This is a genomic window from Streptomyces dangxiongensis (assembly GCF_003675325.1).
GTDB classification, from domain to species: domain Bacteria; phylum Actinomycetota; class Actinomycetes; order Streptomycetales; family Streptomycetaceae; genus Streptomyces; species Streptomyces dangxiongensis.
Map to the genome: position 1 here is coordinate 4,063,582 of NZ_CP033073.1, position 15,121 is coordinate 4,078,702.

The 15,121-nt window shown below is 69.4% G+C and carries 11 protein-coding genes and 1 tRNA gene; 8 read left to right on the forward strand and 4 right to left on the reverse strand.

Features of this window, described 5'->3' with window-relative positions; genetic code table 11:
* Positions 1 to 80: 80 nt before the first annotated feature.
* The 3 genes from D9753_RS18115 to D9753_RS18125 all read right to left on the reverse strand — a co-directional run bounded on the left by D9753_RS18115 (position 81) and on the right by D9753_RS18125 (position 3,328).
* Positions 81 to 1,211: a catalase family protein gene (locus D9753_RS18115; RefSeq protein WP_121787957.1), complete on the reverse strand. Its 1,131-nt coding sequence runs from the start codon at positions 1,209 to 1,211 to the stop codon at positions 81 to 83.
* A 57-nt stretch (positions 1,212 to 1,268) separates the two neighbouring features.
* On the reverse strand, positions 1,269 to 2,621 hold the full coding sequence (locus tag D9753_RS18120) for a Dyp-type peroxidase (RefSeq protein WP_121787958.1): 1,353 nt from the start codon (positions 2,619 to 2,621) through the stop codon (positions 1,269 to 1,271).
* 116 nt (positions 2,622 to 2,737) lie between these two features.
* A complete protein-coding gene (locus D9753_RS18125) occupies positions 2,738 to 3,328 on the reverse strand; it encodes a hypothetical protein (protein ID WP_240468209.1) in 591 nt (196 codons plus the stop codon).
* Positions 3,329 to 3,797: 469 nt separating this feature from the next.
* Between D9753_RS18125 and D9753_RS18130 the strand changes: the two genes are divergently transcribed.
* The 6 genes from D9753_RS18130 to D9753_RS18160 all read left to right on the forward strand — a co-directional run bounded on the left by D9753_RS18130 (position 3,798) and on the right by D9753_RS18160 (position 11,196).
* A complete protein-coding gene (locus tag D9753_RS18130) occupies positions 3,798 to 4,475 on the forward strand; it encodes a GAP family protein (RefSeq protein ID WP_121787960.1) in 678 nt (225 codons plus the stop codon).
* A gap of 1,489 nt (positions 4,476 to 5,964) precedes the next feature.
* Complete coding sequence (locus tag D9753_RS18135) at positions 5,965 to 7,347, forward strand: ice-binding family protein (protein ID WP_394346719.1); 1,383 nt, start codon at positions 5,965 to 5,967, stop codon at positions 7,345 to 7,347.
* Positions 7,348 to 7,763: 416 nt separating this feature from the next.
* A complete protein-coding gene (locus D9753_RS18140) occupies positions 7,764 to 8,315 on the forward strand; it encodes a DUF5819 family protein (RefSeq protein WP_338057983.1) in 552 nt (183 codons plus the stop codon).
* A gap of 79 nt (positions 8,316 to 8,394) precedes the next feature.
* A complete protein-coding gene (locus D9753_RS18145) occupies positions 8,395 to 9,453 on the forward strand; it encodes an HTTM domain-containing protein (protein ID WP_121791140.1) in 1,059 nt (352 codons plus the stop codon).
* 783 nt (positions 9,454 to 10,236) lie between these two features.
* A tRNA-Ser gene (locus D9753_RS18155) sits at positions 10,237 to 10,324 on the forward strand.
* A 209-nt stretch (positions 10,325 to 10,533) separates the two neighbouring features.
* Complete coding sequence (locus D9753_RS18160) at positions 10,534 to 11,196, forward strand: histone deacetylase (RefSeq protein WP_205614188.1); 663 nt, start codon at positions 10,534 to 10,536, stop codon at positions 11,194 to 11,196.
* Positions 11,197 to 11,447: 251 nt separating this feature from the next.
* Here the strand turns inward: D9753_RS18160 and D9753_RS18165 are convergent, their stop codons facing one another.
* Positions 11,448 to 12,329 (reverse strand): bifunctional DNA primase/polymerase, encoded by an 882-nt coding sequence (locus D9753_RS18165; RefSeq protein WP_121787963.1) that lies wholly within the window; start codon positions 12,327 to 12,329, stop codon positions 11,448 to 11,450.
* Positions 12,330 to 12,589: 260 nt separating this feature from the next.
* Between D9753_RS18165 and D9753_RS18170 the strand changes: the two genes are divergently transcribed.
* Together D9753_RS18170 and D9753_RS18175 are read left to right on the forward strand one after the other, a co-directional pair.
* Complete coding sequence (locus D9753_RS18170; RefSeq protein ID WP_121787964.1) at positions 12,590 to 13,183, forward strand: SigE family RNA polymerase sigma factor; 594 nt, start codon at positions 12,590 to 12,592, stop codon at positions 13,181 to 13,183.
* Positions 13,184 to 13,300: 117 nt separating this feature from the next.
* Positions 13,301 to 14,956, forward strand: a complete 1,656-nt coding sequence (locus D9753_RS18175; RefSeq protein ID WP_205614189.1) for a long-chain fatty acid--CoA ligase — start codon at positions 13,301 to 13,303, stop codon at positions 14,954 to 14,956.
* The last annotated feature ends 165 nt before the right edge of the window (positions 14,957 to 15,121 follow it).

Sequence of the window (15,121 nt, forward strand, 5' to 3'; positions counted from 1 at the left end):
GTTCGCATCCCACCGCAGCCCTCGGTGCCCCACTGGAGATACTCCTGGGAGCTACAGCGGCAGAGGCTGACCGGCTGGCTTCACGGGGCCGGCCCGAGTACCTCGTCGGCGCTGCGGGGCTCTGTCCGCGGCTGCTGGTTGAGCTTGTGGCGTTGGACGGAGGAGCGCCGGTAGACCTTTTTGCGGGCCCGCATGATGTTGCCGAGGGGGGCGTGCTCGGCGGTGACCCGCCAGGGGGTGAAGGACAGTGAGTCCATCTTCTCCAGGTTTTCCGGGCTGGAGATGTCCTGCTGGGGCAGCCGCAGCTTGGCTACGGTGACGGACGGCGAGAGCTGCTCGGGCCACTCCACGGTGGTGTCCTCCACCGGCATGCGTTCCAGGTCGGTGCAGAGCTGGACCTGGATGTCGAAGGCGTAGGGCCGCTCCTGCAGCTCGGCCTGCAGCGCGGGCCGGAAGACCTCCGCCCCGGAAGCCGGGGCGATGGTGCGCCGGACCACCGAGGCCGCGGAGTCCGGGTCGGGGGTGATGCGTACTTTGGCGATGTAGTCCCCGTGCCGGACCGCGCCCATCGTCCAGTAGGTCGACAGGAGCAGGTTCGCCGGAGGGGTCTTTGCCAGGCGGAGGAAGGCCAGGAACTCGTCCCATGCCCAGTTGTCCTGCTCGAGGGTTCCTTTTCCGGTCAGGAAGTCGGTGAAGAAGCGGTGTGCGCCGGGTCGGCCCTGGGCGAAGTAGGCCGGCGCGTTCAGGAACAGTTCCTGGATGAACAGGTAGTGCTCGACCGTGTTGCAGAAGAAGATCGGTCCGTTGATGTTGGCGTAGTCGAAGGTGCCCGTGTCCGGCTCGTCTTCCAGCAGGGTCGGACCGGGGATGTCGAACATCTTCAGCGCCAGTCCGGTGGCGGCGCCCAGACGCGCGTCGGCTCCGGCGTGAGGTGAGCCGTTGGAGAAGCGGATGAGCGCATCGTGGGTTCCCGGGGTGGCGTAGATGCCCTGGGCGTACTCGGTGGGGAGCCCGTCCAGGATCTCCACCTGCCCTCGGACGAGTCCGTAGCCCTTGGCATGGGCGTCCCGCAGGGCCTGTCCGGTGCCGCCGGCCTCGACCGACTCGGTGATGTAGCTCTCGGTCCTCTCGATCACCGTCTGCAGGTTCTGGTCGAAGTCCGAGTCATCGTCTTCGACGTCAGGGGTGTAGGGGACGAACTGTGCTGCCATGACCTCGACCTCTCCTCGGAGAGCGGTATCGGACCTCGGGGAGGGTGCGAATCTCCCTCAGTCCTCCAGTTCGGCGAGCCAGCGCAGGGCACGAAGGCCCGGCACGAAGCAGTACTCGCCGCCTCGGGTGGCCACGAAGCTGGGCAGGTTCCGCAGGCGGCGCCGGACGGGCTTCTCCGGGATGGTGACGCTGTCGGTTCCGTCGTGATGTCCGGCCACCGGGTCCTTCTCGCCGGGGTAGCCGATGAAGTTGCCGTCGTTGACCCACTCGGCCTTGATGAACTCGAACTGACGTTCCAGGTGGGCCCCGATGAAGACTCCGACCAGGCCCCGGTCGGCACCATCATCCTCCAGCACGCCCTCGGGCAGCGGCGGACCGTAGGTGGTGCCACGGCGGATGAGCCGGTGCATCCGTGCGTCGCCGACGATGGTGGCATCGCGGGGGTTGTTCCGGCGGATGTGCGCACCGGCCGGGCACCGCAAGCCGCGATCGTCATTCTCCCGGTACAGGAAGTTGTTGACGCGCTGCGGATCCGCCGCCAGCTCCGGGTCGTCGTGCTCCGGCGCCAGCGTCAGCGGAGCCCCACTCGGCCAGCGCCCGACCATTTTCGCCGCCAGCAGTGCTTCCTCCTCGGCGTTGGAACTGTTGGCGCGCAGGTATCGGCGCCAGGCCGCCACGTTGGTGTGGATCTTGCGAACGGCCACGTAGGTTCCGTTGCGTCCCAGCACATCAGGGCTGGGCATGGGCGGCAGATTGCCGGTTTCGTCGGGGTAGCCGAGGATGAACTCGCCCGCCTTGACGGGGACTTCCTGCGGGTTCGAGCCGGGCAGTCCGACACCCTCGATGTTCGGATGGCTGATGCCGTCCCGGAAGCCGAAGGTGGTGCGCCCGGTCGGAAGCTGGTGGACGTCCTGTTGCCAGATCACCTGGACCCCCGGGGTTTCCCGGTAGGCGACTCGGGCGCGCTCCAGCTCCTTGTCCAACTGTTCCGCATCCGAGGAGAGGGCGCTCAACGCGATGTGGACATCGCCCGTCCCGAACGGTGCCTCCCAGTGGGCCGGGGCGTTCTCCCCCACATCACCGATCAGCTCCGCCCGAGCGGCCATGCCCTCACGGAACGCCCGCGGGAAGCTGTCCAGCGACTCCTGAGGCACCCCCAGGGCCCTCAGCCCCTGGTAGGTGAACGCCACGGCCACCCAGGCATCCTGGCTCCGGTCCGCGCTCGGCAGGCCACCGGAGGTCACCGGGAGCAGCCGCCGCAGCAGAGCACGACCGGCGTGGCGGTCGTCGACGCGCAGGAAGAGGAACTTTCCCTCGTAGGGCACGGGCCTCGGACGCAGTGCCCCGCTCTGGACGTCCTCGATCTCGACGCGCACGCCCGCCGCGCTGCCGCTGTCTGCCGTGGTCATGAGTGTGTGTGCCTCCACATCGGTCCTGTCCGGACAGCCCCGGAGCGACCGGTGCGCGCCCGCGGACGCGGTCCACCGAAGTGGGGTCGGCTCTGAGTGATGGCTGTGGGCGGGTGTCAGGCCGAGGCTTCTTCCAGCAGCTTCTGGAAGGCAGGCGTGGCCACCAGCTCCGCGTTGTCCGGGTTGTCCAGCACCGCCCGGAACTCAGGGGTGTCAAGTACCTCCTCGAATGCCTCCTCCACGCGGTGGTCCTTGTAGATCTGCTGAACGGTCAGGTCGGGATAGGCGCTGACGAAGACACCCGCGGGCGCCTGGTGGGCGAGGAACCACTCCTTCGCTCCCGGATCTCTGACGCCGGGGAACCCTTCGCTGTGCGAGAAGACCTTGTCGAAGCGGTCCCCGACCACTGTCTTGGCGAAGTCGTCGATGTAGGTGTCCCAGGAGCCGTCGAAGACGCTGGCGAACATGAACCGGGTGTCGTTGTCGAAGATCACGTGCCGTGCGTCGTGCAGGGTGCCGATCTGGCGCAACGCCGCATGGACCCTCTCGTCACCCGTCGGGTCGGCGAGCGTGGCGAGATCCTCACGCAGCGCTTCCGCATGGCCCGGCTTGATCTTGGTGAAGACGGTGAACTCGCTGCACACCCCGTCCGCCCTGCCCGGGCGCTCGGGGTGAGCTGATTGAGCTGCACCTGACGTCGCAGTCATCGTGAGAATCCCCTGCCACGAATCGGTGCGAGGGTCACCAAGCGTCCTCCGACATGAGGCGCCATCGCCCTCACGACTCAATCCTCACCGCGGATGCGCAGCCCCGCATCTTCGCCTCTCAGCCGCTGATCGCCTGGGTCGGATTCACGAGAGGGAAAGCGATCCCGGTGCCGGCCTGCCGTCCGGTTCAGGAAGGAGGCGACACGGGGCGGCAGGCCGATGCCGCCGTCTTCGCGTCCCGAGAAGCTCCCGAGGACAGATCGAGCCGGGCGCAGGAGGATGGCACTGGGTGCGTGCTGACTACGGGGTCGTCACCTTCTCGGTCAGCCACTTCCGCATGGCCGTGAAGCCGCGGCGCAGCCGATCGCACAGGAACCCGTCGCGCCGCCCAGGCGGCCGGGGCACCCCTCTCCTCCGCCGGACCCTTCCCCAACCGGACCGCCACCCCTACCCCAGTCTGGAGGAAACCATGGGCGCAGTTCTCGGTGACGTGCTGGGTTTCGCGGCCGCGGTCGCGGTCAGCCCGCTTCCGATCATCGCCCTCATCCTCATCCTCGCCACGCCGCGGGGACGTCTCAACGGCATCCTCTTCACCGTCGGTTGGATCCTTGGACTGTCGGCACTGGGCGCGGTGATGCTGGTGATCGCCTCCCCCGCAGGTGCCTCCGCCCATAAGCACCCGGCCACCTGGGTCGGGGCTCTCAAAATCGCTCTGGGCCTGCTCCTCCTCCTCTTCGGCGCCCGGCAGTGGCGGCGGCGCCCGAAGGATCCCTCGCAGGCACAACTGCCGAAGTGGATGGGCGCCATCGACCGCCTCACGCCGGTCAAGGTCTTCGGCCTCGGTACGGCCCTGGCCGCGCTCAACGCCAAGAACGCCCCGCTGACCATCGCCGCGGGTGCCACCATCGGCTCGGCCGGACTGCCGGTCGGGCAGCAGGTCGCATCGCTGGCGATCTTCGTCGTGATCGCCACGCTCGGTCTGCTGGCCCCGCTCGGAGTCTTCCTCCTCGGGGGAGAGCGGGCCAAGACCACGCTCGGCAACTGGAAGGACTGGGCAGCTCAGCACAATGTCGCCGTGATGGCCGTCCTGTTCTTCGTCCTCGGGCTGAAACTGCTCGGGGACGGCATCTCCATCCTCACCCCCTGAGAGGACAGGTCCACGCGTGGCGGGAGTGATCCGATCACTGACACGCGGCCGAGCAGGTCGCCCGTAGCGATGCCGGCCGATGGCTCCGCACGGGGGCGGCGGCAGAGCTGTCGCTCAGGAGGTTACGAGGAGAGCCCGGCCGCGGCGGCACTGGCGACCGGAAACCGAGCCAGTGGGTCCCGTGTGAACCGCGGACCCCGCGCGAGGCCGGAGGCCGGTGCGCTGTACCCGCTCCGCCCCAGGTGGGCGAGGGCCGAGGTGGGTTGGTCGAGCGGCCTGGGGGAACGGTCCTGAAAACCGCCGTGGCGTGAGAACGTCACCGTGGGTTCGATTCCCACCGCCTCCGCGGGTCAGCGACGTGCTGGTCAGAAGGGGTGTCCCTCGGTGAGAGGCGCCCCTTCTGCATGGGCGTTGTCCCACCCCGATTCAGCACATCGAGGGCCGCCGAGTCCAGGAACGGCACGGGGGACAGATCCAGGACCATGGATCGCTCACCCGGGAGAACCAGTTCCCGGACTGTGCCCCGAGTACCGGACCCGTCACGTACTCCGTCTCGCCGCTGACTCCGGCTACCAGGCAGCGTCCCTCATGTGTCCTCATCGAGGGAACTCCAGTCACAATGCGACGACCTGTCACAGACGCCGGACCAGAACCTATCGGCGACTGCCCCACGGCCCTCTGTCAATCAGGCCGGGTCGGATTGTGGCGCAGCCAGGAGGCGGGCCGCCGCCCATGCGCGAAGCGACGGCCCGTCTCTTGGCTGCGCCTGTGGCCGGCACCGGAGGAACGACAGTGGCGCAACAGTCCGCGCCATCGGCCCGGCCGTGAACCGAGCGGCAAGGTGACCGGAGTCAGAAGCATCCTCGCACATCGCTGCTAAGGATTTCTTCCACCTGCGGGGGGCATTGAATTCCCGTCACCCGTATAGGCGATCAGCCGCTCTCGGACGCATGCGTGCCACGGGGAAGAACCGAGTACAACGGAATCCCGCTTGCCTTCGGCATCGGTGGGCGAACGCTGAAGAAGGACAACAAAGTGTTTCGCTCCTGTGGGTGCCCGTAAGGCGGTTGCCTTCAGCGATATCACGCGAGGGTTGCATGAACTCCCCGTGGCGGGGCTTCTGTTCCGGCGGTGCCGGCCGACTGTCCCTCCTGGATAAGCAGTCCTCTTTAGTGATGTAGTCCGTTGCCCGTCTGCGTGGATGATTGAAGCCATTCGGCCCATTAAGCATTTTTGCATGTCGCGATCCGCTCGTCAGGTTCGGTGAAATCACCCAGATGAATCGTAACCCGCCCCATGTTCCTGCGTAATATGACAGCGGCAGAAACCCGGCGATTCTGAATAATCGAGAATCGCCAGACGTCACCATCCCCTCAGAGGAGTTGGCCCCTCAATGACGCTGAATATCCCTGTTGCGTCGCTACGGCGCACGCTGTCGGTTTGGATCGCGGCGGCAGTTGCCGTAGCGATCGCCGCCGTCGTAGTCGCGGTGACGCCGACGCAGGCAAGTGCCCTCGCCACACCTGTACCACTGGGTACGGCGGAGAGCTTTGCGGTACTGGCCGGTTCGGCCGTCACCAACACCGGTCCCACGGTGGTCACCGGGGATCTCGGAGTGAGTCCGGGGACGGCCATCAGCGGGTTCCCGCCCGGCCTGGTGAACGGGACCCAGCACTCTGCGGACGCTGTGGCTGCCCAGGCCCAGGCCGACCTGGTCGCCGCGTACAACGACGCCGCCGGACAGGCCACCGACGGTGCCCTTCCTGCGGACGCTGGAGGCCTGACGCTGGTTCCGGGCGTCTACACCGCCTCCTCCACTCTCGGGCTCACCGGCACCCTCACCCTGGACGCCCAGGGGGACCCCAACGCCGTCTGGGTGTTCCAGATCGGTTCGGGTCTGACGACGGCGTCCGGTAGCAGGGTGCTCCTCATCAACGGCGCCTCGCCGTGCAATGTCTTCTGGCAGGTCGGCAGCTCGGCCACCCTCGGCACCGACTCCACCTTCGTGGGCAACATCCTGGCCCTGACGTCGATCTCTGCCACGACGGGCGCGACCATCGACGGGCGGGCGCTGGCCCGTAACGGTGCTGTGACGCTGGACACCAACACGATCACCCGGCCGCAGTGCGCCGCTGGCACTACCGGTGCGACGACCGCCGGAACCACGGCCGGGACGACCGCCGGAACCACGGCCGGGACGACCGCCGGAACCACGGCCGGGACGACCGCCGGAACCACGGCCGGGACGACCGCCGGAACCACGGCCGGGACGACCGCCGGAACCACGGCCGGGACGACCGCCGGAACCACGGCCGGGACGACGGCCGGGACGACGGCCGGGACGACCGCAGGAACCACGGCCGGGACGACGGGTTCGACCACCGCCGGAACCACCGCCGGGACGACGGCCGGGACGACGGCCGGGACGACGGGTTCGACGACCGCCGGAACCACGGCCGGCACCACGGGTTCGACGACCGCCGGAACCACGGCCGGCACCACGGGTTCGACGACCGCCGGAACCACGGGCGGGACTACGGGTAGCACGACCGGTGGCAACACCGGCGGAAACGGGCATGGCTGCAAGCCCGGCAAGCCTGGCAAGCCCGGCAAGTTCGGCAAGCACGGCAAGTTCGGCAAGCACGGCAAGCACGGCAAGACCGACGAGTTCGGCAAGACCGACGAGTTCGGCAAGACCGATGAGTTCGGCAAGACCGATGAGTTCGGCAAGACCGGCGAGTTCGGGAAGACCGATGAGTTCGGCAAGTTCGGCAAGCCTGGCAAGTTCGGCAAGCCCGGCGAGTATGACGATCACGCCGACTATGACGACCAGTCCGGCACGGACTACGGCTACGACTGTGACCCTGCCTAGCGCGATGGTCAGCGTGGCCGGGAGCGAATCCCACATGCCTTTGGGGTTTGCGACGGTGTAGCCGGATCACGTGCGTGCGCTCCCCGGCAGCGGGTGTGCGCGGGGGCAGCCGCCCACGTGCGTGAGTAGGACGGACGGCGTGCGGCGCGGATCGTCATCGCTTCCGCCGCACGCCGTCGGTGAAACCTCGGGAGAACCAAGTGAGAGAAGTCGGGCCGCAGGAGTTGGGCGGGACCGTGCGGGGTGGCGTCGCATCAGTGGATGCCGACGAATTGAACCGGACCGGCACTGGGAGAGCCGCACAGAACGAGGGCGGCAGACCCCCTGCCGTCGAAGCGCCTTCGAGGCCGCCCGTCGCCGTCAAGGCCGGAGTGCACGTCGCTGTGGTCCTATGTCTGGCGACGGCCCTGGTGCACGTGCTCCTGGTATTCCTGCAGGTGGCACCTCCGAATTCCATTTCCCGACAGTACAGCCGGCAGGTCAATGCCTGGATCTACCCCTTTTTCGAGCAGAACTGGCGGCTCTTCGCCCCGGACCCGGAGTCGGCCAACCTGCAGATCTCGGCGAGGACCATGCACACCGCCCCGGACGGCACTGTCCAGGTCAGCAACTGGTTCGACCTGACCACCGTCGACACAGCCGCGGTGAAACACGACCCCTACCCGAGCCACACAGCACAGAACATGCTGCGCCGGGCCTGGACCTCCTACCTTGAGACGCACGGCGGCGACGACCGGCCGCACTCGCAGCGCGCTCTGATGATCCAGCAGTACCTGCGCAACATCGCGGCGGATCGCGTCGCCGCTCATCGTCACGGCACATTCGAATCCATCCAGTTGCGGGTGATCACCGTGTCCATCACCGCGCCACCCCCAGCCGGCGGCTCCGGTCCCGGCGCGGCCGCACGGAAGCCCGCCGACACCCGTTACCTGCCCTGGTGGAAGGTGGCCCGTCATGCAACACGCTGAGCCGACATCGACCCGGGCGACCACGCCGTCGCGATCCGGACACGGCACCGGGCAAGCGGGCGCGCATGTGCCGCAGCAGATGCTGACCCGCGTCGCCACGCTACTCACCCTCCTGCTGGAGCAGCCGATCTCCCTGTACGCCGCGGCGGTCTTGCGCATCGGGTACGGGTTCCTCTACTTCACCTTCCTGCTGCGCGAGTTTCCCCACCACGACGAGATCTGGGGTCCCGGCTCACCGTGGACGCCGACACTGGCCAGGCAACTCTTCGACCAGACCGGCTGGGTCAGCATCCTCACCCTGTCCGACAGCCGCGCCTACTTCGAGGTCTGTTACGCGGCAGCCCTCGTCACCTCGGCGCTGTTCATGCTGGGCTGGCGAACCAGAGCGGTATCCGTGCTCTTCGCGGTCGTAGTGGCGTCTTTCCATGCCAAGGCGATCTTCATGACGGACGGAGGGGACAACCTCATCCTCCTCATGGCCCTCTACCTCGTCGTCACCGCATGCGGCCGGCGCTGGTCCCTCGACGCGCGCAGGGCCCGGCTCCGAGCCTCCGCCGGCAAGGCTGGGCGACTTCCGCTGAGCCAGGCATCCGGCGAGCTGCGACGTCACCTCCACGACGCGCGCCTGACAGTGATCACCGTGCTGCACAACTGCGGCATGCTCGTCATTGCCGCCCAGGTCTGCTTCCTCTACGGAGCCGCCGGCCTGTACAAGGTGCAGGGCGCCTCCTGGGGCAACGGCACCGCCCTCCACTACGCCCTGAACCTCGACCTGTTCCGGCCCTGGCCCTGGCTTTCCACCATGGCGGACCGACACGTCCTGCTGATCGCCCTCACCTGCTACCTGACCGTGCTGGTGCAGGTGGCTTTCCCGTTCGTCCTGTTCGGCAGGCTCAAGTACCCGGCTCTGATCGTGTTGTTGAGTATGCACGTGGGTATCGCGGTGTTCCTGGGCCTGCCGCTCTTCTCCGGCGCGATGATCGTCGCGGACGCCGTCTTCCTTCCGGACCGCTTCTACCGGTATCTCGGACAGCGGTGGCGGGGCGTCGCCCGGCGGACAGACACCTGGGAGGCGGAGACTCCGCCCCGCGGAGAGCCGGTACTCGTGCCGCCGCAGCACGCATTCTCGCGCCAGTGAGGGGCCCCGTTCTGCCAGGGTGACGGTCAGGCGGACGGCGAGTTCGTCGAAGGTACCGGAGCTGGGCAGGGCTGCCGGGATGGAGTAATACGTCGGTCAGACCGAGCAGGCGGTCGACGTACTCAGCCAACGAGCCGGGCCACTCCCGGGTGTCGAGCATCCACGGGGCCGCACCGTCGGGCAGGGGTGCGCGCCCCTCCCGGATGAGGGACTTGGACAGCTTCGCGCCCGTGTCCGTGACCCCCTGGGGGCAGAACAGTCGGGCGGGCAACTGCCCGCGGGTGATGCCGACCGCCGTGGCGAAGGTGAGCGACTGGGCCGGGGACGTTCCGACGTGCGGGGCTCCGTTGATCTGCGTTGCCACCACGAACACGATCCGCTCGGGCTCCGCGTTGACGATGTGCGGCCTGAGCAGGTCTTCCGCACTCGTGAGCGCGTTGGCGAGCACGGTGTTCGGCGATGCGGGATAGGTGGTCACCACGTCCTCCCCTCGGTAGCTGGGCAGGACCGCGCCGCAGAGCGGCGGGTGTGCTTCAGCGGTCGAGTGGTGGACCCGCCCCCGCGCCGGGGGGAACCAGGAAGAGCGCGGGGGCGGGAGTCATCGGAACGCAATGGTGATGTCGGGGGGCCGGGCTCGGTCTCCGAGCCCCGCACTGGGGCGCGACTCAGAGCTGAACCTGGACGAGTGGACGGAGCCAGTGGACCCTGTGTGGACCACACCCCCACGATCAGCTCCGATCCCGGTACGCTGTACCCGCTCCGCCCCAGGTGGGCCGGGGCGCAGGTGGGTTGCCCGAGCGGCCTAAGGGAACGGTCTTGAAAACCGTCGTGGCGCGAGTCACCGTGGGTTCAAATCCCACACCCACCGCCAGCGGGTCAGAGGGGGTGCGGCTCTCCGGAGCGGCACCCCCTTCCCCGTGACCTCGTCGCACCTCGGCTCGCCGGTCTCCCACTGTCCACATGCGTACGGGCTGCGAAGAGAACAGCCGCCACCGTCGCCTGCGAGTGCTGTTCCGGGGGACCGCTGTCAGCGGGTAGGACGTATCCGCCGAGTGACGACGTTCTCCAGGAGCACTACGCGTGAAGGCGCTGCAGGAAGTCGACCCGACGCTGCCGGACGATCTGAACCCCGAGCATGTCTGGTACACGTCATACGGCTCCAACATGCACCTGGACCGCCTCCGGTTCTACTTGCAAGGCGGACGGCCGCCAGGCACGGCGACGGTCTGTCCCGGGTGCAGAGATCCACGGATGCCGACCCGCTCGATCCCCGTCGAGCTGCGCGGTGTTGTGTACTTCGCGACCGAGTCGGCGCTATGGGGTGGCGGGAGGGCGTTCTACGACCCGAGAGCAGAGGGCCGCGTTCTCGCGAGAGCGCACCTGGTGACGGCGGGACAGTTCTCGGATGTCGCGGCTCAGGAGATGTACCGGGAACCGGGTACGGGGATCGACCTGACCGACGTCCTGACCCGGGGCACGGCGGTCCTGGGCGACGGGCGCTACGAGACGTTGGTGTGTGCGGGCCAAGTGGAAGGGCTGCCGCTGCTGACCTTCACCGCCCCATGGGGGTTGCGGGACGTTACGTGGAACCCTCCGTCTGCCGCGTACGTGCGTTACTTGGCGGCGGGCCTGCTCTCCGCGGAGGCCTGGGACGTGGACGCGGTCGCTTCGTACGTGGCGGCCTGTCCGGGCGCGGCGGGTCACTGGTCGGAGGAAGCCATCGCGGCCATGTTGCGGGACTGATTGCGTGGCCCGTGGGCCGTGCGCGGGCCGGACGGCTCCCGGGCCCGACTCGGGGAACCGCCGCGTCGTGAGGGCTCCACCACGGCTCTCTCGCAGCCTTCACGCGCGATGCGCTCAGGTCGCCTGCTGCTCGGGACCGGCTGAGCGTGGTGGCCGACCGAAGGCCGGGCACGACACGCCGTGGGACGACACCCCGCAGTGGGAGGACCGACGCGTGCGTTTCCGAAGCCGTCGGGAAGGCTCTGAGCTGATCACCACACCTGGGGGCGGTGGCCTGTCATGCGGGCCGCCGAGGTGATCGTGGCGCGGGCCTCGCGTTCCGAGAGGCCGGTGTGGAGGGCCGCCTCGGTGAGGGGTGCTTCCAGGGCCGGCCCGATGCCGTTCTCGTAGGCGCGGCAGGCCGCCCAGAACAGGCGGGTGTTGCGCTGGCCCTCGTGCGCGGAGAGGACGAACTGGACCAGGCCGCGGCCGTGGCCGCCGGGGACGGGCGGTGCCGGGGGGCTCGGGCGCGGCGGGGGCAGGAGGAGGCGCAGGAGGGACGGCGGGCAGGGGGCGGGGGGCAGGTCGGCGGTGCCGGGGGCCGTGGCGTAGACGCCGTGGTCGGTGCGGGAGCCGGGGCCCACGAGGTAGCCGCCGGCGCCGCGGATGTCGATGCCGGGGGCGAGGCGGCCGGCCGAGTTGGGGACGGTGACGTCCGGCGGGCCGGTCAGCCACAGGTGCCGGCCTCCGCTGGGGGTGAGGACGACGACCGTCTCCGGGACGGTGAACAGGTGGCGCAGGGCCAGTTCGCGCAGGGCGGCCGAGGAGTCCGTGGCGGACTTGGTGTCCAGGTCGACGCCGATCAGGTGGTACGGGGGCAGGCCGCAGGCGATGCCGTAGCCGGTGGCCCAGGGGGCGGCGGCGAAGAGGGCGCGGATGCGGGTGGGGTCGGCCGAGGCGTCGTACACACCGTGGCCGGAACGGCCGCACCGGCCGTGGCAGCGGGGTCCGGCCGGGTCGGGGTCGTCGTGGTGGGGGGAGCGCAGGGCCGGGAGTTTCGTCCGGCCGAGGGGGATGACGGCCAGGCCGCGTTCGGCGGCTGACAGGGCGTGTGCGAGGGCCAGCGTCGTGGCCTGCCGGTCGGTGGTGGCCATGGGTCTATGTTCGTATGTATGTTCGAAAAAGGGAAGGTGGTGTCGTGCCCCCTAGGGTGCCGTTGTGTCCTGAGGAGGGTGGACGGGGCTGGTCCGGGTGGCGGGCGGCCGCGTTCTGGGGGCCGTACCCGCAGACGGAGCGGGCCCCGTACTCCACCTACAGGAGGTGGAGCAAGCCCTACCCCTACAACCTGAGGGGGACTTCGCTCCGGGACCTGGGGCCGATCCGCCGGAGTGGGGCCCGCTCCTAGCGTGGAGCCATGACCACGCCCGTCTGCACCAGCGCCTCGGCCGCCGCCGCACCAGCGCGGCAGACCCTCCATGACTCCCGGCTCCGCCCGGGTGGCGGGACCCCCGCCTACCCGTCGTTCGCCTCGTACGTGCGGGCCCGCCAGTCCGTCCTGCTGCGCGCCGCGCGCTCACTGACCGCGAACCCGTGCGACGCCGAGGACCTGCTCCAGACCGCGCTCGCCAAGACGTACGTCGCGTGGGAGCGGATCGAGGACCAGCGGGCACTCGACGGCTATGTGCGCCGGGCCCTGCTGAACACCCGGACCTCGCAGTGGCGCAGGCGCCGAGTGGACGAGTTCGCCTGCGAGGAGCTGCCCGAGCCGGACCACGCGCCCGGCGACGAGGACCCGGCCGAGCGGCAGGCGCTGCACGACGCCATGTGGCGCGCGGTCATGAAGCTGCCGGCGCGGCAGCGGGCGATGGTCGTCCTGCGGTACTACGAGGATCTCAGCGAGGCCCAGACCGCCGAGGTGCTCGGGGTGTCGGTGGGCACGGTGAAGTCGGCGGTGTCGCGCGCGCTCGGCAAGCTGCGGGAGGACCCGGAGCTGATGCCGGCGCGCTGATCCCCTTGCGCCCTGACCCCAATTTTCCTCCCGCTAGTGACATACCGCGCGGTATGTGCGCAGAATCAGCGCAACCTCTACCACCGCGTAGGCAATGTCGCCCAGGAGGACGCCGCCGTGCTGAGCACCATGCAGGACGTACCGCTGCTGATCTCGAGGATCCTGACCCACGGGGCAGCGGTCCACGGCTCGTCGCGGGTGACCACCTGGACCGGGGAGCCCGAGCCGCACCGGCGCACCTTCGCCGAGGTCGGTGCCCGCGCCGCCCAGCTGGCGCACGCCCTGCGCGACGAGCTGGGGGTGACCGGCGACGACCGGGTCGCCACCCTCATGTGGAACAACGCCGAACACGTCGAGGCGTACTTCGCGATCCCGTCCATGGGTGCCGTGCTCCACACCCTCAACCTGCGGCTGCCCGCCGAACAACTGGTGTGGATCGTGCACCACGCGGCCGACAAGGTCGTCATCGTCAACGGCTCGCTCATCCCGCTGCTCGCGCCGCTGCTCCCCAAGCTGCCGACGCTGGAGCACATCGTCGTCTCCGGCCCCGGCGACCGCACCCCGCTGGCCGGCGCCGGCGCGCGGGTGCACGAGTACGAGGAGCTGATCGCCGGCCGGCCCACCCACTACGACTGGCCGGAGCTGGACGAACGCCAGGCCGCCGCCATGTGCTACACCTCCGGCACGACCGGCGACCCCAAGGGCGTCGTCTACAGCCACCGTTCGATCTACCTGCACTCCATGCAGGTGAACATGACCCAGTCGATGGGCCTGTCCGACCAGGACACCTCCCTGGTCGTCGTCCCCCAGTTCCACGTCAACGCCTGGGGCCTGCCGCACGCCACCTTCATGACCGGCGTCAACCTCCTGATGCCCGACCGCTTCCTCCAGCCCGCCCCGCTCGCCGAGATGATCGAGACCGAGCAGCCGACGCACGCCGCGGCCGTGCCCACCATCTGGCAGGGCCTGCTCGCCGAACTCACCGCCCGCCCCCGCGACGTCTCCTCCCTCACCCAGGTCACCATCGGCGGTTCCGCCTGCCCGCCCTCCCTGATGGAGGCCTTCGACAAGCTGGGCATGCGGGTCTGTCACGCCTGGGGCATGACGGAGACCTCCCCCCTCGGCACGGTGGCCCGCCCGCCGGCCCACGCGGTCGGCACCGAGGAGGAACTGGCCTACCGCCTCACCCAGGGCCGCTTCCCGGCCGGCGTCGAGGCCCGGCTCACCGGCCCCGGCGGCGGGCGCCTGCCCTGGGACGGCGAGTCGGCGGGCGAACTGGAGGTGCGCGGACCCTGGATCGCCGGCGCCTACTACAACGGCCCCGACGCCGATCCTCTGCGCCCCGCCGACAAGTTCAGCGACGACGGCTGGCTGAAGACGGGTGACGTCGGCACGATCTCCACCGACGGCTTCCTCACCCTCACCGACCGCGCCAAGGACGTCATCAAGTCCGGCGGCGAGTGGATCTCCTCCGTCGAGCTGGAGAACGCGCTGATGTCCCACCCGGACGTCGCCGAGGCCGCCGTCGTGGCCGTACCCGACGAGAAGTGGGGCGAGCGCCCGCTGGCCACCGTCGTCCTCCGCGAGGGTGCGACCACCGACTTCGCCGCCCTGCGCGCCTTCCTCGCCGAGGAGGGCCACATCGCCAGGTGGCAGCTACCGGAGCGCTGGACGGTGATCGAGTCGGTGCCGAAGACGAGCGTGGGCAAGTTCGACAAGAAGGTGCTGCGCAGGCACTACGCGGACGGCCGCCTGGACATCACCCGCCTCTGACAGCCGCCCGGACGCCAACCGCGTCCGGACACGGGCGCCCGGACGCCAGCCGTCTCTGACACGGGCGCTCTCCTGGCAGTCGTACGACCCGACGGGTGCCGTACGGTCCTGGTGCCGGTGGTGCCCTGTCCGTCTGGGCGGGCGGGCGTCCCCATCGGCGACGCG

Excerpts from the sequence above, each read along its gene's own strand:
- D9753_RS18115 (WP_121787957.1), bottom strand. The coding sequence starts at position 1,211 with ATGGCAGCACAGTTCGTCCCCTACACCCCTGACGTCGAAGACGATGAC.
- D9753_RS18145 (WP_121791140.1), top strand. The coding sequence starts at position 8,395 with ATGCTGACCCGCGTCGCCACGCTACTCACCCTCCTGCTGGAGCAGCCG.
- D9753_RS18120 (WP_121787958.1), bottom strand. The coding sequence starts at position 2,621 with ATGACCACGGCAGACAGCGGCAGCGCGGCGGGCGTGCGCGTCGAGATC.
- D9753_RS18170 (WP_121787964.1), top strand. The coding sequence starts at position 12,590 with ATGACCACGCCCGTCTGCACCAGCGCCTCGGCCGCCGCCGCACCAGCG.
- D9753_RS18130 (WP_121787960.1), top strand. The coding sequence starts at position 3,798 with ATGGGCGCAGTTCTCGGTGACGTGCTGGGTTTCGCGGCCGCGGTCGCG.
- D9753_RS18125 (WP_240468209.1), bottom strand. The coding sequence starts at position 3,328 with ATGACTGCGACGTCAGGTGCAGCTCAATCAGCTCACCCCGAGCGCCCG.
- D9753_RS18165 (WP_121787963.1), bottom strand. The coding sequence starts at position 12,329 with ATGGCCACCACCGACCGGCAGGCCACGACGCTGGCCCTCGCACACGCC.